We start from the raw sequence: 18,272 nt of genomic DNA, 5'->3' as shown, positions 1-18,272 counted from the left end.
GTGTCGATGGTCGAGAGGAAGCGGAGGCGCGCCGCACAGCGCTGTCAGGCGAACCGAGGATCGATATCCGCCGGCGGCTGCTCGGCCACCTGCTGCGCCTTCACGTGCTGGTAGATCGCCTGAACGAGCGGTTCGCAGCCTTCGCGTGTGAGTGCCGAGATTTCAAACACCGGGCCCTTGAAACGCAGGCGCTTCACGAAGTCCTTGACGCGCGCGTCGCGCTCGTCCGCGGGCACCATGTCGAGCTTGTTCAGGACCAGCCAGCGCGGCTTGTCGTACAGGCCAGCGTCGTACTTCTTGAGCTCGCCGACGATCGCCTTGGCCTGGGAGACCGGGTCCACGTCGTCGTCGAAAGGCGCGAGGTCGATCACATGCAGCAAAAGCCGCGTACGCTGCAGATGCCGCAGAAAGAGATGGCCAAGCCCGGCGCCCTCCGCGGCGCCTTCGATCAGGCCGGGCAAGTCGGCCACGACGAAGCTTTGCTCGGGGCCGACGCGCACCACGCCCAGGTTCGGGTGCAGCGTCGTGAAGGGATAGTCCGCGATGCGTGGGCGCGCGTTCGAGATCGCGCTGATCAGGGTGGACTTGCCGGCGTTGGGCATGCCCAGCAGGCCGACGTCGGCCAACACCTTCAGTTCGAGCTTGAGGCTCTTCTTCTCGCCGGGCCAACCCGGCGTCTTCTGGCGGGGCGCGCGGTTGATCGCGCTCTTGAAGCGCATGTTGCCGAAGCCGCCGTCGCCCCCCTTGGCGATGGTGATCACCTCGCCGGGCACCAGCAGCTCATACAGCACGTCGCCGGTTTCAGCGTCGGTGATGATGGTGCCGACCGGCATTTTCAGGACGATATCGTCGCCCGCCGCACCGAACATGTCGGAGCCCATGCCGTGCTGGCCGCGCTTGGCCTCGTGCCGGCGCGAGTAGCGGAAATCGACCAGGGTGTTGAGGTTGACGTCGGCCACCGCGAAGACATGGCCGCCGCGTCCGCCGTCGCCGCCGTTCGGGCCGCCGAATTCCTTGTACTTCTCATGACGGAACGACACGCAGCCGTTGCCGCCATCGCCGGCGGCGATGTCGATGAAGGCTTCGTCGACGAACTTCATGGGATGTCCAGTTTACAAACGGGAAGCCGGCTTGCGGCGAAGGGGTGGAAAACGAAGAAGCCCCGACAAGCGGGGCTTCGAGCAGATCGAAGTGACGAGGCTCAGGCCGGCGTCACGTTGACCGTGTGCTTGTTCAGTGCACCCTTGATGCCGAACGACACATGGCCGTCGACCAGGGCGAACAGCGTGTGGTCCTTGCCCAGACCGACGTTGACGCCGGGGTGGAACTGGGTGCCGCGCTGACGCACGATGATCGAGCCTGCGCTGATCAGTTCGCCGCCGAACGCTTTCACGCCGAGCATCTTGGGCTTGGAATCGCGCCCGTTTCGCGTGGAGCCGCCGCCTTTTTTCTGTGCCATGGTGCCTGCTCCTTAACCGGCGATCGCGCCGATTTGCAGTTCGGTGAACTGCTGGCGATGGCCTTGACGTTTCTGATAGTGCTTGCGACGGCGCATCTTGAAGATGTGCACCTTGTCGTGCAAGCCGTGCGAGAGCACGGTGACCGTGACGGATGCGCCGGACACCAGGGGCGTGCCGATCTTGATGTCCGAGCCGTTGCCGACTGCAAGAACCTGATCGAGCACGATTTCCTGGCCTACGTCCGCAGCAATCTGTTCTACTTTAATTTTTTCGCCGGAAGCAACGCGATACTGCTTGCCGCCGGTTTTTATGACCGCGTACATGTAAACCTCTTTGAAATTGAGTCTCGGCGGCGAATTCCGCAGAGCCCAAGATTCTAGCACGGCCGATCCCGGCCTCCAATGGGCCATGGATGGGCAGCGCGGGGACGCCGCGGCGCTCCCTATAATTTGCGGCTCCGGGCCGCCAGGCCTCGTCTTCACCTCACGCAGCGCCCAAGCCGCCTCCGCTTTGCCCAGTCCTGCCGCCGACTCCTCCCCGACCACCTCCGTCCTCGGCCTGATCGCCGCCGACATGACAGAAGTCGATCGCGTGATCGCACGGCGCCTAGACACCGGCGTGCCACTGGTCAGCCACGTCTCGCAGTACATCATCTCCGCCGGCGGCAAGCGGCTGCGCCCGGCCTTGCTGCTGCTGATGGCCGGGGCGCTCGAGTACAAGGGCGAACAGCGCTTCAACCTGGCGGCGGTGGTGGAATTCATCCACACCGCCACCCTGCTGCACGACGACGTGGTCGACGAGTCGACCCTGCGCCGCGGCCGTCCGACCGCCAACGAGTCGTTCGGCAATCCGGCCAGCGTGCTGGTCGGCGACTTCCTCTATTCGCGCGCGTTCCAGATGATGCTGGACGCGAACAACATGCGCGTCATGCAGATCCTCGCCGAGGCCACCAACGTGATCGCCGAGGGCGAGGTGCTGCAGCTCATGAACATGCACGACGCGACGCTGGACGAAGGGGCCTACCTGCGGGTCATCCGATCGAAAACCGCCAAACTCTTCGAAGCCAGCACCCGCCTCGCCGCCGTCCTGGCCGGCGCCGACGCGGCCACCGAAGAGGCCTGCGCCTCCTACGGCCAAGCCATTGGGACCGCCTTCCAGGTCATCGACGACGTGCTCGACTACGAGGGCGACGCCAGCGAGACCGGGAAGAACGTGGGCGACGACCTGCGCGAGGGCAAGACGACACTTCCGCTGATCCTCGCCATGCAGCGCGCCGCGCCCGAACAAAGCGCATTGGTCCGCAACGCGATCGAGAACGGGGACACCAGCCAGCTGGCGAACATCGTGGCCATCGTCCGGGAGACCGGGGCACTGCAAGCGACGCGCGCCGCAGCGGCGTCCGAGGCCCAACGCGCGATCGATGCGTTGCGTGGTTTTTCCGTGAATCGGCACTCGGAGGGTTTGCTACAATTGGCGGCTCAGTTGCTTGAGCGACGCGCCTAACCGGCTTCAACAGACGGTAAATCGACGGTTTCTCTTCTTCTGCACCACCATCGGGGTGTAGCTTAGCCTGGTAGAGCGCTACGTTCGGGACGTAGAGGCCGGAGGTTCGAATCCTCTCACCCCGACCAGCCTTTTGTGGCTGTAAAGCCAAATGCATGCCAAATGCTGCGCGGTCCTCGGCTGCGCCGGTTTACAGTCAAAGGGCGATCAGCGATGATCGTGAAGCACTTTTTCACGTTTTTTACATTCGCTGATGGCCGCTGCCGAACCTCCCGTCAAAGATAGCTCGACCGTCGCCCTGCCAGGCCTTGCACGCGCGCTGATCTCTGCCGGCAAGCTCCCAGCGAAGACGGCCGAAGAGATCTACCAGCGATCGCTCACCTCCCGGTCGAGCTTCATCGCCGAACTCACCGGCACCGGTGCGGTGTCCGCCGCCGACCTCGCGCACACCCTCTCCAGCGCCTTCGGCGCCCCGCTGCTGGACCTCGATGCAATCGATCCGCAGCGGCTGCCCAAGGACCTGCTCGACGCGAAGCTGTGCCTGGCGTACCGCATCGTCGTGCTGAGCAAACGCAACAATCGCCTCATCGTCGCCACCGCGGATCCGTCGGACCAGCAGGCAGTCGAGAAGATCAAGTTCGCCTCGCAGATGGGCGTCGACTGGGTCATTGCCGAGTACGACAAGCTCTCCCGCATGGTCGAGGCGGCGGCGGTCAGCGCCGCGGAAACCATCGACACCATCGTCGGTGCCGAATTCGAGTTCGACGAGGCAGCCGTCGACACGGCGAACGATGCCGCCGATCAAGCAGTCGCCGAGGTCGAGGACGCACCGGTGGTGCGCTTCCTCCACAAGATGCTGCTCGACGCCTTCGGCATGCGCGCCTCGGACATCCATTTCGAGCCCTACGAGCACCAGTACCGGGTGCGCTTTCGCATCGACGGCGAATTGCGCGAGATCGCCAGCCCGCCGCCCGTCATCAAGGACAAGCTGGCCTCGCGCATCAAGGTGATCTCGCGGCTGGACATCTCCGAGAAGCGCATTCCGCAAGACGGCCGGATGAAGCTCAAGATCGGCCCCGACCGCGTGATCGACTTCCGGGTCAGCACCCTGCCCACGCTTTTCGGCGAGAAGATCGTGATCCGGATCCTGGACCCGAGCAGCGCCCGCCTGGGCATCGACGCACTGGGCTACGACGCGGTCGAGAAGGAACGGCTGCTGTCAGCCATCGGTCGGCCGTACGGCATGGTCCTGGTGACCGGCCCGACCGGCTCCGGCAAGACGGTGTCGCTCTACACCTGCCTGAACCTGCTGAACAAGCCGGGCGTGAACATCGCGACGGCCGAAGACCCGTCGGAAATCAACCTTCCGGGCGTGAACCAGGTCAACGTGAACGAGAAGGCCGGCCTCACCTTCGCGACGGCACTGCGTGCCTTCCTGCGGCAGGATCCGGACATCATCATGGTCGGCGAAATCCGCGACCTCGAAACAGCGGACATCTCGATCAAGGCCGCGCAGACCGGGCACCTGGTGCTGTCCACGCTGCACACGAACGATGCGCCGACGACGCTCACGCGGATGCGCAACATGGGCATCGCGCCCTTCAACATCGCCTCGAGCGTCATCCTGATCACCGCCCAGCGCCTGGCGCGCCGGCTGTGCACCGTCTGCCGCGAGCCGGCCGACGTGCCGCGCGAAGCACTGCTCGACGCGGGCTTCAAGGAAGCACACCTGGATGGCTCCTGGAAACCTTACCGCCCGGTCGGCTGTTCCGCCTGCAACGGGGGCTACAAGGGACGCGTGGGCATCTACCAGGTGATGCCGATCTCCGAGGAGATCCAGAAGATCATCCTGCGCGACGGCAGCGCCCTGGACATTGCCAGGCAATCGGAAGCCGAAGGTGTCCGCTCCCTGCGGCAGTCGGGCCTGCAGAAGGTGATGCAGGGGCTGACGTCGCTCGAGGAAGTGGTCGCGGTCACCAACGAATAGCATTCAGAAGCGGAGATCTCCCATGGCAACGGCAACATCCACGCCCCGCGGACACAAGGAGTTTGTGTACGAATGGGAGGGCAAGGACCGCAACGGCAAACAGGTGCGCGGTGAACTCCGCGCGGCCGGCACGAACCAGGTGCAGGCGGCGCTGCGACGGCAAGGCGTGCTGCTCACCAAGGTCAAGAAGCGGCGCATGCGGGCCGGCAAGTCGATCAAGCCGAAGGACATCGCGATCTTCACGCGGCAGCTCGCCACCATGATGAAGGCCGGCGTGCCGCTGCTGCAGTCCTTCGACATCGTTGGCCGCGGCAACGCCAACCCGAGCGTGGCCAAGTTGCTCAACGACGTCCGCAGCGACGTCGAGACGGGCACCTCGCTGTCCGCCGCCTTCCGCAAGTTTCCGAAGTACTTCGACAACCTTTACTGCAACCTGGTCGAGGCGGGTGAAGCGGCCGGCATTCTGGAAGAACTGCTCGACCGCCTGGCCACCTACATGGAGAAGACCGAGGCGATCAAGTCGAAGATCAAGTCGGCGCTGATGTACCCGACGTCCGTGGTGGTGGTGGCCTTCATCGTGGTGGCGATCATCATGATCTTCGTGATTCCGGCCTTCAAGGAGGTGTTCTCCTCCTTCGGTGCCGACCTGCCGGCGCCGACGCTGATCGTGATGGCGATCAGCGAGTTCTTCGTCTCCTACTGGTGGCTCATCTTCGGCGTACTGGGCGGTGGCATCTACTTTTTCCTGCAAGCCTGGAAACGCAACGAGAAAGTGCAGCGCGTCATGGACCGCCTGCTGCTGCGCCTGCCGATCTTCGGCACGCTGATCGACAAGTCCTGCGTGGCCCGCTGGACCCGCACGCTGTCGACGATGTTCGCTGCCGGCGTGCCCCTGGTCGAGGCGCTCGACTCCGTCGGCGGCGCATCCGGCAATTCGGTGTACGCCGACGCGACCGCCAAGATCCAGCAGGAAGTCTCGACCGGCACCAGCCTGACCTCGGCCATGACCAATGCCAACGTGTTCCCGTCGATGGTGCTGCAAATGGCCGCCATCGGCGAAGAATCCGGCTCGATCGACCACATGCTGGGCAAGGCCGCCGACTTCTACGAAGCCGAGGTCGACGACATGGTGGCCGGCCTCTCCAGCCTCATGGAGCCGATCATCATCGTGTTCCTGGGCGTGATCATCGGCGGCATCGTGGTGTCGATGTACCTGCCCATCTTCAAGCTCGGCCAGGTCGTCTGATGTGGGTCTCGCAGGGGGTGGACGCCGCATTGGCGGGCGTTCTGGGCTTGCTGATCGGCAGCTTCCTGAACGTGGTGATCCACCGGCTGCCCCAGATGCTCGAGCGGCAATGGGCGGCCGACTGCGCCGGACTCGACGGCCCTGAAGCCGCGGCCCCGGCCGCCGAACGCTTCAACCTCATGGTGCCGCACTCGCGCTGCCCGCAGTGCGGCCATGCGATCCGCTGGTACGAGAACGTGCCGCTGCTCAGCTACGCCTTTCTGCGCGGGCGCTGTTCTTCGTGCAAGACACCGATCAGCCCGCGCTATCCGATGGTCGAACTGGTCACCGGCCTGCTCTTCGCCTGGTGCGTCTGGCGCATGCCCGGCCAGTGGGCGGCGCTGGCCTGGTGCGGCTTCTCGGCCGCGCTCCTCACGCTGGCCCTGATCGACTGGGACACCACGCTGCTGCCGGACGACATCACGCTGCCCCTGCTGTGGGCCGGCCTGCTGGCCGCTCTGCTCGGCTTCACCGGCATCAGCCTGGCGGACGCGGTGCTGGGCGCGGTGGCTGGCTACCTGTCGCTCTGGGCCATCTACTGGCTCTTCAAGCTCAGCACCGGCAAGGAAGGCATGGGCTACGGCGACTTCAAGCTGTTCGCGGCCTTCGGCGCCTGGTTCGGCTGGCAGGCGCTCGTGCCGATCATCCTGATGGCGTCGGTCATCGGCGTCATCGTGGGCATCGCGCTCAAGCTCAACAACAATCTGCGCGAAGGCGGCTACGTGCCCTTCGGCCCCTTCCTGGCGGGCGCGGGCTTCACCGCCATGCTCTTCGGCGCCGACACGATCCTGCGTGTCATCGGGCTCTGAGGCTGGTCGCGTCACCATGCGAATCGGTCTGACGGGCGGGATCGGCAGCGGCAAGAGCACAGTGGCGGCGATGCTCGCCACGCTCGGCGCCGCCTTGGTCGACACCGACGCCATCGCCCGCGCCATCGCCCTGCCCGGCGGTGCGGCCATGCCGGCCATCGAGGCCGAATTCGGCCCCGCGGTGCTCGGTGCCGACGGCGGCCTGGACCGCGCCCGCATGCGCGAGCTCGTCTTCGCCGACGCCGCGGCCAAGCGCCGGCTCGAAGCCATCCTGCATCCGCTGATCGGTGCCGAAGCCGAACGCCTGGCGGCGTTCGCTGGCGCTTCGCCGATCGTCTTCGATGTGCCGCTGCTGGTGGAGTCCCGGCGGTGGCGCCGCATCGTCGACCGCGTGCTGGTGGTCGACGCCAGCGAAGCGACCCAGCGCGAGCGCGTGATCGCACGTTCGGGCTGGGCGCCGGAAGCGGTCCAGGCGGTGATCGCGCAACAGGCCCGGCGCAGCGAACGGCGCGCCGCGGCCGATGCGGTGATCTTCAACGACGGCCTGAGCCTCGACGCCCTGGCCGACGAAGTCCGCAGCCTGTGGGTGCGCTGGACCCTGCCGCGCACGCACTGATCCGCGTACATCCCACGCGCGCGGCGGCCGGCGAAGCAACACGACACACCCGCCCGCTCACCCTGAGGCTATGATCCCGCGACAGGAAACAGATACACCGCGTGATTCTTTACGAGTACCCCTTCAACGAGCGCATCCGGACCTACCTGCGTCTGGAGCACCTGTTCCGCCGGCTGGGCGAGCTGGTACCCGCAGACTCCGCCCTCTCGCACCACTACGCCCTCGTCACGATCTTCGAGATCATGGACGTGGCCGCGCGCGCCGATCTCAAGGCCGACGTGCTACGCGATCTCGACAAGCACAAGAACGTCTTCAACAGCTACCGCGGCAATCCGGCCATCGCCGAGGCGGTGCTCGACCAGGTGGTCGGCCAGCTCGAGCGCAATTTCACGACGCTCAACACGGTGCCCGGCAAGGCCGGCCAGTCGCTGACCGAGAACGAATGGTTGATGAGCATCCGCAGCCGCGCGAGCATCCCCGGCGGCACCTGCGAATTCGACCTGCCGGCCTACCATGCGTGGCAGCACCGCCCGCCCCCGATGCGCCGCACCGACCTCGAACGCTGGTCGTCGACCCTGGCGCCGCTGGCCGAGTCGATCTACCTGCTGCTCAAGCTGCTGCGTGACGCCGACGTGCCGTACAAGGTCATCGCCACCGGCGGGCAGTTCCAGCAGACGCTGCCGCAGGGACGCAGCTTTCAGCTGCTGCGCCTTCGGATCGATCCGCGCCTTGGTCTGATTCCCGAGATCAGCGGCAACCGGCTGATGGTGTCGGTGCGGCTGATGCGCCACGCCTCGGACGACCGCCTCCACGCCAGCCACGACGACACCCCCTTCGAACTCACGCTGTGCGCCTGACGGGCGACAGCAAAGAACCGGCGTCGCAGCTTGCGGCACGACGCGCAGGAGAAAGCCCATGAAGACCCGCACCACCTCTGACGGCGACCGCATCGTGCGATGCCCGGCCTGCGCTCAGGACAGCATCTACGGCCCCGGTAACCCCTACCGCCCCTTCTGCAGCGCGCGTTGCAAGGGCGTCGATCTCGGTGCCTGGGCCAGTGAAGAATTCCGGATGCCGGCCGACACGCCGCCGGACGACGAGCCCTTCGGCGACCCGCGGCTGCAGTAGCCGCAGCGACCCAGAATCGCGCTCAGCCGGCCCGTGCGGCCCGCTCTTCGGCCAGCCAGGCCAGCACCGGCAGCGCACCCGGCAGCACCGGCGTGACGTCGAGCGGCAACTGCTGCCAGCGCATCGCCTGGCCTTCCCGCATCTCGAAGTCGCCGTCCCACTCGCGCACCTTGCACCAGTGCAGGCGCACCAGCGCGTGCGGATAGTCGTGTTCGGTGATCTTCCAGACCTCGGCCGCAGCGATGGTGATGCCGAGCTCTTCCTGCAACTCGCGGCGCAGCGCCTGCTCGACCGTCTCGCCGGCTTCGATCTTGCCCCCCGGAAACTCCCAGTAGCCGGCGTAGGGCTTGCCCTCGGGCCGGGTCGACAGCAGCAGGGCCTCGTCACCGCCGATCAGGATACCCACCGCGACCTCGGTGTGCTTGCGGCCTTCCACAGCGGCGCCGGTGCTCATGAGCGCCCCACGTAGTCGCGCGCGAACTGATAGGCCACGCGTCCGCTGCGCGAACCGCGCTCCAGAGCCCAGACCAACGCCTCGGGCCGCGCGGTCTCGATGGCCTTCGGATCGACGCCGAAGGAGGAGAGCCACTGCGCCACGATCGCCAGGTACTCGGCCTGGCTGAAGGGGTAGAAGCTCACCCACAAGCCGAAGCGCTCCGACAGAGAGATCTTTTCCTCGATCACCTCGCCCGGATGCACCTCGCCGTCGTCGGTGTGCGTGTAGCTGAGGTTGTCCTTCATGTACTCGGGCAGCAGGTGGCGCCGATTGCTGGTCGCATAGATCAGCACATTGGGCGTCGACGCCGCCACCGAGCCGTCGAGGATGGACTTGAGCGCCTTGTAGCCGGGCTCGCCTTCGTCGAAGCTCAGGTCGTCGCTGAAGACGATGAACTTCTCGGGACGATTCGCCACCACCTCGACGATGTCCGGCAGGTCGGTGAGTTCGGCCTTGTCGACCTCGATCAGGCGCAGGCCCTGCGGCGCATAGGCCTGCAGGCAGGCCCGGATGAGCGAGGACTTGCCGGTACCGCGCGCGCCGGTCAGCAGCACGTTGTTGGCCGGTTTGCCCTCGACGAACTGCCGGGTGTTGCGCTCGATCTTTTCCTTCTGAAGGTCGATTTCCTTCAGCGCCTCGAGCGGCATCGGCGCCAAGTGGCGCACCGGCTCCAGCGTGCCGTGGCCCGAGCTGCGCCGGCGGTAGCGCCAGGCGATGGCAGCGTTCCAGTCGGCCGGCGCCTGCAGCGGCTGCGGAAGAATCGACTCGATGCGGGCGATGAGCTGTTCGGCCCGCTCGATGAGGTGCTCGAACTTCTCGTTCATCGGCTCAGGAGCGGTAGTCGGCGTTGATCGACACGTAGTCGTGGCTCAGGTCGCAGGTCCACACCGTGTCGGTGGCACTGCCGCGCCCGAGCGCGATGCGCACGGTGATCTCGCTCTGCTTCATCACGCGCTGGCCGTCTTCTTCGCGATAGGCCGGATTGCGGCCGCCCTTGACGGCCACGTGCACGTCGTCCAGATACAGATCGATGCCCGTCGGGTCCAGGTCATCGATGCCGGCATAGCCGACCGCCGCGAGGATGCGGCCCAGGTTCGGGTCGCTGGCGAAGAAAGCCGTCTTGACCAGCGGCGAATGCGCGACCGCGTAGGCCACCTGACGGCACTCGGCACCATCGCGGCCGCCTTCGACGCGGATGGTGATGAACTTGGTGGCGCCCTCGCCGTCGCGCACGATGGCCTGGGCCAACAGGCGCGCGACCTTCTGCATCGCCTCGAGCAGCGTGCGGCCATCGGCCGAGTCGAGCGAATCGATGCGCGCATGCGCCGCCTTCTGCGTCGCGATGACGACGAAGGAATCGTTGGTCGAGGTGTCGCCGTCGATCGTCACGCGGTTGAACGAGGCATCGGCCAACGCCTTGGCCAGGGGCTGGATCAACGCCGGGTCGATTTGCGCGTCGGTCGCCATGAAGCCCAGCATCGTCGCCATGTTCGGCCGGATCATTCCGGCGCCCTTGCTGATGCCGGTGATGGTGACGGTCGCGCCACCGATCTGCACCTGCTGGCTGAAGGCCTTGGGCACGGTGTCGGTGGTCATGATGCCTTCGGCGGCGCGCGCCCAGTGCTGGGGCGCGGCATCGGCCAAGGCGGCCGGCAGGCCGGCCTCGATGCGCTCTACCGGCAGCGGCTCCATGATCACACCGGTGGAGAAGGGCAGGATCTGTTCGGGCGCGATGTTCAGTTCGCGTGCCAGCGCGACGCAACTCTGATGCGTGCGCGCCAGCCCGTCCTGCCCGGTGCCCGCATTCGCGTTGCCGGTGTTGATCAGCATCGCGCGGATGCCGTAGCCCTTGGCCAGATGCTCGCGGCACACCTGCACCGGCGCGGCGCAGAAGCGGTTCTGGGTGAACACGCCGCCGACGGCAGCGCCTTCGTCGATCAGCACCACCGTGAGGTCCTTGCGGTTCGCCTTGCGGATGCCGGCTTCGGCCACGCCGATGCGCACGCCGTCGACTGCATGAAGCGCTGCCGGGTTGGGAGGAGAAAGGTTCACTGGCATGGCGTCGTCTTCAGCAAAAACGGTGGGTGGGGATCAGGTCAGCTTGCCGTGGCACTGCTTGAACTTCTTGCCGCTGCCGCAGGGGCAGGGGTCGTTGCGGCCGACGCGCGCGAAGGCGGCCGCCTCGGCGCTCAGCCCGGCACCGGCTGCCACACGCCGCGTGCTGTCTTCGTCGACACGGACCTCGACCTCACCGGTCTCGGTGGGCGCGGTGTAGGTGATGTTCGTGATGGATTCGGCGCGGCTTTCCATGGTGTCGGCCGCCGCTTCGAGCTGCTCGCTCGATTGCACCCGCACCGTCATCAGCTGCCGGGTGACTTCGTTCTTCACCGAATCGAGCAGCTGACCGAAGAGTTCGAAGGCCTCGCGCTTGTATTCCTGCTTGGGCTGCTTCTGCGCATAGCCTCGCAGGTGGATGCCCTGGCGCAGGTAGTCGAGCGAGGCCAGGTGCTCGCGCCAGTGCGTGTCGATGCTCTGCAGCAGCACCATGCGTTCGAACTGGGTGAAGTTCTCGGCACCGACCAACGCCACCTTGGCATCGAAGGCTGCATTGGCAGCCGCCACCACCTTCTCGACGATGTCTTCGTCGCTGATGGCCGTGGCCGCTTCGACTTCCTGGCGCAGCGGCAGCTCCAGGCCCCCGTCGTTGGCCAGCGCCTTCTCGAGGCCAGCCAGGTCCCACTGCTCTTCGACCGACTCGGCAGGCACGTACTGCCGCACCAGGTCGGTGAAGCAACCTTCGCGCAGCGCCGCGATCTGGGCGCCGAGGTCGGTGGCGTCGAGGATGTCGTTGCGCTGCTGGTAGATCACCTTGCGCTGGTCGTTCGACACATCGTCGTATTCGAGCAGCTGCTTGCGCACGTCGAAGTTGCGCGCCTCGACCTTGCGTTGCGCGCTCTCGATGCTGCGGGTGACGATGCCGGCTTCGATGGCCTCGCCGTCCGGCATCTTCAGCCGGTCCATGATGGCCTTGACGCGGTCGCCCGCGAAGATGCGCATCAGCGGATCGTCCAGGCTCAGGTAGAAGCGCGAGGAACCCGGGTCGCCCTGGCGGCCCGAGCGGCCGCGAAGCTGGTTGTCGATGCGGCGCGACTCGTGGCGCTCGGTCGCGATGATGCGCAGGCCACCGAGGGCCTTGATGGACTCGTGGTCCTTCGTCCATTCGGCACGCACGCGCGCAATCTCGGCGGCCTTGGCCGTCTCGTCCAGCGCCTCGTCGGCCTCGACCGCGGCGATCGCCTTCTCGATGTTGCCGCCGAGCACGATGTCCGTCCCGCGGCCCGCCATGTTGGTCGCGATGGTGATCATCTTCGCGCGGCCGGCCTGCGCCACGATGTCGGCCTCGCGCGCATGCTGCTTCGCGTTGAGCACCTGGTGCGGCAGGTCGGCCTTGGTCAGCAACGCGTCGATGATTTCCGAGTTCTCGATCGACGAGGTGCCCACCAGCACCGGCTGGCCGCGTTCGTAGCACTCGCGGATGTCCTGGATCGCGGCCTCGTATTTCTCGCGCGTCGTCTTGTAGACGCGGTCGAGCTGGTCGTCGCGCTTGCTGATGCGGTTCGGCGGGATGATGACTGTCTCGAGCCCATAGATTTCCTGGAACTCGTAGGCCTCGGTGTCGGCGGTGCCGGTCATACCGGCCAGCTTGGCATACAGCCGGAAGTAGTTCTGGAAGGTGATCGAGGCCAGCGTCTGGTTCTCGGGCTGGATCTCCACGCCTTCCTTGGCTTCCACCGCCTGGTGCAGGCCGTCGCTCCAGCGGCGACCGCTCATCAGGCGGCCGGTGAATTCGTCGACGATCACCACTTCGCCCTGCTGCACCACGTAGTGCTGGTCGCGGTGGTAGAGATGCCGGGCGCGCAGCGCGGCATTCAGGTGATGCATCAGCGTGATGTTGGCCGGGTCGTAGAGCGACGCGCCCTCGGGCAGCAGCTTGAATTCCGACAGCAGCTGTTCGGCCTTCTCGTGGCCGGCTTCGGTGAGGAACACCTGGTGCGTCTTCTCGTCGACGGTGAAGTCGCCGGGCTTCGTCACACCCTCGCCGGTGCGCGGGTCTTCCTCGCCCTCCTGCTTCACGAGCAGGGGCACGACCTTGTTGATCGCGAGGTACAGGTCGGTGTGGTCTTCGGCCTGGCCGCTGATGATCAGTGGGGTGCGGGCCTCGTCGATCAGGATCGAGTCGACCTCGTCGACGATCGCGTAGTTCAGCACGCGCTGCACGCGGTCTTGCACCTCGTACACCATGTTGTCGCGCAGGTAGTCGAAGCCGTACTCGTTGTTCGTTCCGTAGGTGATGTCGGAACTGTAGGCCGCCTGCTTCTCCTCGCGCGGCATGTTGGGCAGGTTGATGCCCACCGTCAGACCGAGGAAGTTGTAGAGGCGCCCCATCCACTGCGCGTCGCGATTGGCCAAGTAGTCGTTCACGGTGACCACGTGCACGCCCTTGCCGGCCAGCGCATTGAGGTACACCGGCAGCGTGGCGGTCAGCGTCTTGCCTTCGCCGGTGCGCATCTCGGAGATCTTGCCGTTGTGCAGCGCCATGCCGCCCAGCAACTGAACGTCGAAGTGGCGCATTTTCATGACGCGCTTGGAACCCTCGCGCACGGTGGCAAAGGCTTCCGGCAGCAGGTCGTCGAGCAACTCGCCCTTGGCGATGCGGTCCTTGAACTCCCCCGTCTTGGCGCGCAGTGCATCGTCGCTGAGTGTCTCGAACTGCGGCTCGAGGGCGTTGATGCGTTCGACGGTCTTGCGGTACTGCTTGAGTAGCCGGTCGTTGCGACTGCCGAAGATGTGAGTGAGGAAGTTGGTGGCCATGTGTGAAGGATCGATCGCGCGTCCGAAGCTGTTCGGTTGCTGCTACGAATCCCTAAGATAGGGTGAAAGCACTTGGGCGCGCTTTCGCGAAAAGCAAGCGGCCCGTGCCGGCGCGAACGCCGGCAAACCGGGCATTTTAGCCACTTGGGGCCCACCTCTCATGTCATCGAATCGCCGATTCAATTCCTTCACCTTGCTGCAGGCCGCCGACGGCTCGCCGACGCTCGCCGGCTTGCTGCAGCGCGCCCAGGACGCCGCCGAACGACTGAAGGCGGTCGAGGCCCTGATCCCGATAGAGATGCGTCCTGCGGTCAAGCCTGGGCCGGCCGAAGACGATGTGTGGTGCCTGCTGGTGCAAGGCAGCGCGGCCGCTGCGAAGCTGCGCCAGTTGGCCCCTGCGCTGGTGGCCCGGCTGAACGCGCGAGGCTGGAAGGTGGCGAGCATCCGCATCAAGGTGCAGACACGACGCTGAGCAGGCCAGAGGGCTGCGTGGGGATGGTGCCGCTTGTCGGAATCGAACTGACGACCTACCGCTTACAAGGCGGTTGCTCTACCAACTGAGCTAAAGCGGCACGGGCTGGATTCTATCGAACGCGCACCCGGGCACGCGCCGACGAAGCTACTTGACGCGCTTGAGGGACGGCTTGGTGCCGCCACCGGTCGGCGGGCGCGGAGGCTCGGTCGAATCGGTGCTCGTGTCGCCTTCTCCGGATGCGTCCGGTGCGATGTCGCCCGTCACCAGGTGGACGATCTTGCCGGCGTCAGCGTCGGCGTCGCGCGAGGCATCGCGCAACGCGGGGCGCGGCACCGCTGCAGGGGTTGTGGCGGCCGTGGACGACGGCGCGGGCCCATCGCCCGTCGCCGCGGCCGGTGCGGGGAAAGCCATGCCCTGCCCGTTCTCCCGCGCGTAGATTGCGATCACGCGCCCGACGGGCACGACAATCTCGCGCGCGGTACCGGCGAAGCGCGCCTTGAACTCGATGAACTCGTTGCCCAGCTTCAGCGAACTGGTCGCGTCGAAGCTGACGTTGAGCACGATCTCGCCGTTCTTGACGTACTCGCGCGGCACTTGAACGGTGTCGTCGACCTGCACCGCGACATAGGGCGTGAAGCCGTTGTCGGTGCACCATTCGTACATCGCCCGGATCAGGTACGGACGGGTGGAAGACGATTCGAGCGCGTTGAGCATGGGAGCGGGAAAGACGCGTTGAAAGGCGCTTACTTGCGCATGACCTTTTCGGAGGGCGTCAGCGCTTCGATGTAGGCTGGGCGCGAGAAGATGCGCTCGGCGTACTTCAGCAGCGGCGCAGCGTTCTTGCTGAGGTCGATGCCGTAGTAGTCGAGGCGCCAGAGCAGCGGTGCGATCGCCACGTCGAGCATCGAGAAGTTGTCGCCCAGCATGTACTTGTTCTTGAGGAACACGGGTGCCAGCTGCGTCAGACGGTCGCGGATGTGCGAACGCGCCTTCTCCAGCGCCTTCTCGTTGCCCTTGGCGGTGCGGTTCTCGAGCGTGGCCACATGAACGAACAGTTCCTTCTCGAAGTTGAGCAGGAACAGGCGCACGCGGGCGCGGTCGACCGGGTCGCCGGGCATCAGTTGCGGATGCGGGAAGCGCTCGTCGATGTACTCGTTGATGATGTTCGACTCGTACAGGATCAGGTCGCGTTCGACCAGGATGGGCACCTGGCCGTACGGGTTCATCACGCTGATGTCTTCGGGCTTGTTGTACAGATCAACGTCGCGGATTTCGAAGTCCATGCCCTTTTCGAACAGGACGAAGCGGCAGCGGTGGGAAAAGGGGCAGGTCGTACCTGAATACAGAACCATCATGGCGGGAGACTCCTAAAAATCAAAAAGAGTGGGTCGCGTTGGCAACCCACTCTGCGGGACCGGCGGCGCCCCGTGGCGCCCGTCGGTCGGCATGGAAGCGACTACTTGACGTCTTTCCAGTACGAGGCGTTGAGTCGCCAGACGAAGACCAGTGCCATTACGAGGAACAATAGCACCCAGACACCGACGCGAATGCGGGTGTTCTGGGCCGGCTCGGCCATCCACTGCATGTAGTTGACGAGGTCGCCGACCGCCTGGTCGAACTGCAGCGGCGTCATCGCGCCGGGCGTGACCTGTTCCCAGCCCTTGAGCACGTCCACCTCGTGGCCATGCTGCGTCACCTTGGTGTAGACCGGGCGGCGATCGCCCTGCAGTTCCCACAGCACGTTCGGCATGCCGACGCTGGGGAAGGCCAGGTTGTTCCAGCCGGTCGCCTTGGTGTCGTCGCGGTAGTAGGTGCGCAGGTACGTGTACAGGTAGTCGGCACCGGTGCCGCCGTGGCCCGCGCGCGAGCGCGCCACCAACGTCAGGTCCGGCGGATTGGCGCCGAACCATTCCTTGGCTTGGCGCGGATCGATGTTGGCCTTCATCACATCACCGACCTTCTCGGTCGTGAACAGCAGGTTGTCCTTGATCTGCTGCTCCGAGATGCCGATGTCCTGCAGGCGGTTGAAGCGCATGAAGGCGGCCGAATGGCAGCCCAGGCAGTAGTTGACGAACAGCTTGGCGCCGTTCTGCAGCGACGCCAGGTCGTTGGTGCGGTTGGGCGCCTTGTCCCAGGCGATTCCGCCTTCCGCGGCGTGGGCGCCGGTGACGATGCCAAGGGCGGCGATCAGCGTGAGGATCAGTTTCTTCATTCTTCTTCTCTCCAGCTCAGTGCGCAGCGAAGGTCACGCGCTCGGGCACCGGCTTGAACTCACCAAGGCGGCTCCACCACGGCATCAGCAGGAAGAAACCGAAATAGAACAGGGTGCCCACTTGCGAGACGCGTTCGCCGATCGGCGACGGCGGCTGTACGCCCAGGTAGCCCAGGATCAGGAAGTTGATGACGAAGATGCCGTAGAGCACCTTGTTCCAGCTCGGGCGGTAGCGGATCGAGCGCACCGGGCTGTGGTCCAGCCAGGGCAGGAAGAACAGGATGATCACGGCGCCGCCCATCACGACCACGCCCCAGAACTTGGCGTCGATCGCCAGCATCAGTGCGGCGACGACGACTGCGGCGACGACGATCGCGCCCTTGACCAGGGTCGCGACGCGCGCCTTCCACACGCCGAACACGGCAGCCGCCACGACGCAGGCGATGAGCGCGTACATCATCTCGCTGGTGATGGCGCGCAGCATCGAATAGAAGGGCGTGAAGTACCAGACCGGTGCGATGTGGTTCGGCGTCTTGAGCGAATCGGCCGGGATGAAGTTGTTGTACTCGAGGAAATAGCCGCCCATCTCCGGTGCGAAGAAGATGATGGCCGAGAAGATCGTCAGGAAGATCACGACGCCGAAGATGTCGTGCACCGTGTAGTACGGGTGCGACGGGATGCCGTCCAGCGGGTGACCGTCGGGGCCGCGATGGGCCTTGATCTCGATGCCGTCCGGGTTGTTCGAGCCGACTTCGTGCAGCGCGATCAGGTGGGCGACCACCAGGCCGAGCAGCACCAGCGGCACGGCGATCACATGGAAGCTGAAGAAGCGGTTGAGCGTGGCGTCGCTCACCACGTAATCGCCGCGGATCAGCAGCGCGAGGTCGGGGCCGACGAAAGGAATCGCGGCGAACAGGTTCACGATCACCTGCGCGCCCCAGTAGCTCATCTGGCCCCAGGGCAGCAGGTAGCCCATGAAGGCTTCGGCCATCAGGCACAGGAAGATCGCGCAGCCGAAGATCCAGATCAGTTCGCGCGGCTTGCGGTAGCTGCCGTAGATGAGGCCGCGGAACATGTGCAGGTACACCACCACGAAGAACGCCGAGGCGCCGGTGGAGTGCATGTAGCGGATCAGCCAGCCCCAGGGCACGTCGCGCATGATGTATTCGACCGAGGCGAAAGCGAGGTTCGCGTCGGGCTTGTAGTGCATCACCAGGAAAATGCCGGTCACGATCTGGATGACCAGCACCAGCATCGCGAGCGAGCCGAAGATGTACCACCAGTTGAAGTTCTTGGGCGCGTAGTACTTGCCCCACTGGTCGTTCCACAGCTTGGTCAGCGGGAAGCGGTTGTCGACCCAGTTGAGCGCTCGCTCGGCAGCCGGGGCGTTGGGGGAGATTTCCTTGAATTCAGCCATGTCGTCTCTTCC

At 65.5% G+C, this 18,272-nt stretch carries 19 protein-coding genes and 2 tRNA genes; 9 read left to right on the top strand and 12 right to left on the bottom strand.

Features of this window, described 5'->3' with window-relative positions:
• Window positions 1–44: 44 nt before the first annotated feature.
• From cgtA to rplU, 3 genes are all read right to left on the bottom strand, one after another.
• Entirely contained in the window at window positions 45–1,100 is a 1,056-nt protein-coding gene (gene cgtA, locus ACSFBE_RS02495) for an Obg family GTPase CgtA (protein WP_435488775.1), read from the bottom strand.
• 101 nt (window positions 1,101–1,201) lie between these two features.
• Window positions 1,202–1,459 (bottom strand): 50S ribosomal protein L27, encoded by a 258-nt coding sequence (gene rpmA / locus ACSFBE_RS02490; protein WP_435453524.1) that lies wholly within the window; start codon window positions 1,457–1,459, stop codon window positions 1,202–1,204.
• 12 nt (window positions 1,460–1,471) lie between these two features.
• Window positions 1,472–1,783: a 50S ribosomal protein L21 gene (gene rplU, locus ACSFBE_RS02485; RefSeq protein WP_435451210.1), complete on the bottom strand. Its 312-nt coding sequence runs from the start codon at window positions 1,781–1,783 to the stop codon at window positions 1,472–1,474.
• 187 nt (window positions 1,784–1,970) lie between these two features.
• Here rplU and ACSFBE_RS02480 point away from each other — a divergent pair, with 187 nt between their 5' ends.
• From ACSFBE_RS02480 to ACSFBE_RS02445, 8 genes are all read left to right on the top strand, one after another.
• Window positions 1,971–2,963 carry a polyprenyl synthetase family protein gene (locus ACSFBE_RS02480; protein ID WP_435488899.1) on the top strand — a complete coding sequence of 331 codons (993 nt, stop codon included), beginning with the start codon at window positions 1,971–1,973 and terminating at the stop codon, window positions 2,961–2,963.
• Between the two features lie 51 nt (window positions 2,964–3,014).
• Window positions 3,015–3,091 (top strand) — tRNA-Pro (locus ACSFBE_RS02475).
• A 125-nt stretch (window positions 3,092–3,216) separates the two neighbouring features.
• Window positions 3,217–4,950: a type IV-A pilus assembly ATPase PilB gene (gene pilB, locus ACSFBE_RS02470; RefSeq protein ID WP_435488774.1), complete on the top strand. Its 1,734-nt coding sequence runs from the start codon at window positions 3,217–3,219 to the stop codon at window positions 4,948–4,950.
• A 22-nt stretch (window positions 4,951–4,972) separates the two neighbouring features.
• Entirely contained in the window at window positions 4,973–6,196 is a 1,224-nt protein-coding gene (locus ACSFBE_RS02465) for a type II secretion system F family protein (protein WP_435488773.1), read from the top strand.
• Window positions 6,196–7,044 carry a prepilin peptidase gene (locus ACSFBE_RS02460; RefSeq protein ID WP_435488772.1) on the top strand — a complete coding sequence of 283 codons (849 nt, stop codon included), beginning with the start codon at window positions 6,196–6,198 and terminating at the stop codon, window positions 7,042–7,044. The genes ACSFBE_RS02465 and ACSFBE_RS02460 overlap by 1 nt, the downstream gene beginning before the upstream one ends.
• A gap of 16 nt (window positions 7,045–7,060) precedes the next feature.
• Window positions 7,061–7,660: a dephospho-CoA kinase gene (coaE, locus tag ACSFBE_RS02455; protein ID WP_435488771.1), complete on the top strand. Its 600-nt coding sequence runs from the start codon at window positions 7,061–7,063 to the stop codon at window positions 7,658–7,660.
• Between the two features lie 101 nt (window positions 7,661–7,761).
• Complete coding sequence (zapD, locus tag ACSFBE_RS02450; protein WP_435488770.1) at window positions 7,762–8,517, top strand: cell division protein ZapD; 756 nt, start codon at window positions 7,762–7,764, stop codon at window positions 8,515–8,517.
• 58 nt (window positions 8,518–8,575) lie between these two features.
• The gene (locus ACSFBE_RS02445; protein ID WP_435488769.1) at window positions 8,576–8,788 is read left to right on the top strand and encodes a DNA gyrase inhibitor YacG; all 213 of its coding nucleotides are present in this window, start codon (window positions 8,576–8,578) and stop codon (window positions 8,786–8,788) included.
• A gap of 22 nt (window positions 8,789–8,810) precedes the next feature.
• On the opposite strand, the gene mutT is transcribed toward ACSFBE_RS02445, so the two are convergent.
• The 4 genes from mutT to secA are packed head-to-tail and all read right to left on the bottom strand — an operon-like array spanning window position 8,811 to window position 14,156.
• Complete coding sequence (mutT, locus tag ACSFBE_RS02440) at window positions 8,811–9,242, bottom strand: 8-oxo-dGTP diphosphatase MutT (RefSeq protein WP_435488768.1); 432 nt, start codon at window positions 9,240–9,242, stop codon at window positions 8,811–8,813.
• Window positions 9,239–10,108, bottom strand: a complete 870-nt coding sequence (locus ACSFBE_RS02435) for an ATP-binding protein (RefSeq protein ID WP_435488767.1) — start codon at window positions 10,106–10,108, stop codon at window positions 9,239–9,241. The genes mutT and ACSFBE_RS02435 overlap by 4 nt, the downstream gene beginning before the upstream one ends.
• 4 nt (window positions 10,109–10,112) lie before the next feature.
• Window positions 10,113–11,342, bottom strand: coding sequence for a bifunctional glutamate N-acetyltransferase/amino-acid acetyltransferase ArgJ (argJ, locus tag ACSFBE_RS02430; RefSeq protein WP_435488766.1), 1,230 nt, complete (start codon window positions 11,340–11,342; stop codon window positions 10,113–10,115).
• Between the two features lie 33 nt (window positions 11,343–11,375).
• A complete protein-coding gene (gene secA / locus ACSFBE_RS02425; protein ID WP_435488765.1) occupies window positions 11,376–14,156 on the bottom strand; it encodes a preprotein translocase subunit SecA in 2,781 nt (926 codons plus the stop codon).
• A gap of 160 nt (window positions 14,157–14,316) precedes the next feature.
• Here secA and ACSFBE_RS02420 point away from each other — a divergent pair, with 160 nt between their 5' ends.
• On the top strand, window positions 14,317–14,628 hold the full coding sequence (locus ACSFBE_RS02420; RefSeq protein WP_435488764.1) for a DciA family protein: 312 nt from the start codon (window positions 14,317–14,319) through the stop codon (window positions 14,626–14,628).
• Between the two features lie 24 nt (window positions 14,629–14,652).
• Here ACSFBE_RS02420 and ACSFBE_RS02415 read toward each other — a convergent pair.
• The 5 genes from ACSFBE_RS02415 to ACSFBE_RS02395 form a co-directional block, all read right to left on the bottom strand.
• A tRNA-Thr gene (locus tag ACSFBE_RS02415) sits at window positions 14,653–14,728 on the bottom strand.
• Window positions 14,729–14,775: 47 nt separating this feature from the next.
• A complete protein-coding gene (locus ACSFBE_RS02410; protein ID WP_435488763.1) occupies window positions 14,776–15,345 on the bottom strand; it encodes a ClpXP protease specificity-enhancing factor in 570 nt (189 codons plus the stop codon).
• 29 nt (window positions 15,346–15,374) lie between these two features.
• The gene (locus ACSFBE_RS02405; protein WP_062473683.1) at window positions 15,375–15,986 is read right to left on the bottom strand and encodes a glutathione S-transferase N-terminal domain-containing protein; all 612 of its coding nucleotides are present in this window, start codon (window positions 15,984–15,986) and stop codon (window positions 15,375–15,377) included.
• 101 nt (window positions 15,987–16,087) lie between these two features.
• The gene (locus ACSFBE_RS02400) at window positions 16,088–16,843 is read right to left on the bottom strand and encodes a cytochrome c1 (RefSeq protein WP_435488762.1); all 756 of its coding nucleotides are present in this window, start codon (window positions 16,841–16,843) and stop codon (window positions 16,088–16,090) included.
• Window positions 16,844–16,859: 16 nt separating this feature from the next.
• Window positions 16,860–18,260 (bottom strand): cytochrome b, encoded by a 1,401-nt coding sequence (locus ACSFBE_RS02395; RefSeq protein ID WP_435488761.1) that lies wholly within the window; start codon window positions 18,258–18,260, stop codon window positions 16,860–16,862.
• Between the last annotated feature and the right edge of the window lie 12 nt (window positions 18,261–18,272).

This window comes from Variovorax sucrosi (assembly GCF_051216635.1).
In the GTDB taxonomy this organism is placed as follows: domain Bacteria; phylum Pseudomonadota; class Gammaproteobacteria; order Burkholderiales; family Burkholderiaceae_C; genus Variovorax.
Note: the sequence above shows the minus strand (reverse complement) of the source record. Positions and strands in the feature narration are given on the sequence as shown.

Bases quoted from the DNA above. Each gene is read 5' to 3' on its own strand.
- cgtA (WP_435488775.1), bottom strand. From the start codon at position 1,100: ATGAAGTTCGTCGACGAAGCCTTCATCGACATCGCCGCCGGCGATGGC.
- rpmA (WP_435453524.1), bottom strand. From the start codon at position 1,459: ATGGCACAGAAAAAAGGCGGCGGCTCCACGCGAAACGGGCGCGATTCC.
- rplU (WP_435451210.1), bottom strand. From the start codon at position 1,783: ATGTACGCGGTCATAAAAACCGGCGGCAAGCAGTATCGCGTTGCTTCC.
- pilB (WP_435488774.1), top strand. From the start codon at position 3,217: ATGGCCGCTGCCGAACCTCCCGTCAAAGATAGCTCGACCGTCGCCCTG.
- ACSFBE_RS02465 (WP_435488773.1), top strand. From the start codon at position 4,973: ATGGCAACGGCAACATCCACGCCCCGCGGACACAAGGAGTTTGTGTAC.
- ACSFBE_RS02460 (WP_435488772.1), top strand. From the start codon at position 6,196: ATGTGGGTCTCGCAGGGGGTGGACGCCGCATTGGCGGGCGTTCTGGGC.
- coaE (WP_435488771.1), top strand. From the start codon at position 7,061: ATGCGAATCGGTCTGACGGGCGGGATCGGCAGCGGCAAGAGCACAGTG.
- ACSFBE_RS02445 (WP_435488769.1), top strand. From the start codon at position 8,576: ATGAAGACCCGCACCACCTCTGACGGCGACCGCATCGTGCGATGCCCG.
- mutT (WP_435488768.1), bottom strand. From the start codon at position 9,242: ATGAGCACCGGCGCCGCTGTGGAAGGCCGCAAGCACACCGAGGTCGCG.
- ACSFBE_RS02435 (WP_435488767.1), bottom strand. From the start codon at position 10,108: ATGAACGAGAAGTTCGAGCACCTCATCGAGCGGGCCGAACAGCTCATC.
- argJ (WP_435488766.1), bottom strand. From the start codon at position 11,342: ATGCCAGTGAACCTTTCTCCTCCCAACCCGGCAGCGCTTCATGCAGTC.
- secA (WP_435488765.1), bottom strand. From the start codon at position 14,156: ATGGCCACCAACTTCCTCACTCACATCTTCGGCAGTCGCAACGACCGG.
- ACSFBE_RS02420 (WP_435488764.1), top strand. From the start codon at position 14,317: ATGTCATCGAATCGCCGATTCAATTCCTTCACCTTGCTGCAGGCCGCC.
- ACSFBE_RS02410 (WP_435488763.1), bottom strand. From the start codon at position 15,345: ATGCTCAACGCGCTCGAATCGTCTTCCACCCGTCCGTACCTGATCCGG.
- ACSFBE_RS02405 (WP_062473683.1), bottom strand. From the start codon at position 15,986: ATGATGGTTCTGTATTCAGGTACGACCTGCCCCTTTTCCCACCGCTGC.
- ACSFBE_RS02400 (WP_435488762.1), bottom strand. From the start codon at position 16,843: ATGAAGAAACTGATCCTCACGCTGATCGCCGCCCTTGGCATCGTCACC.
- ACSFBE_RS02395 (WP_435488761.1), bottom strand. From the start codon at position 18,260: ATGGCTGAATTCAAGGAAATCTCCCCCAACGCCCCGGCTGCCGAGCGA.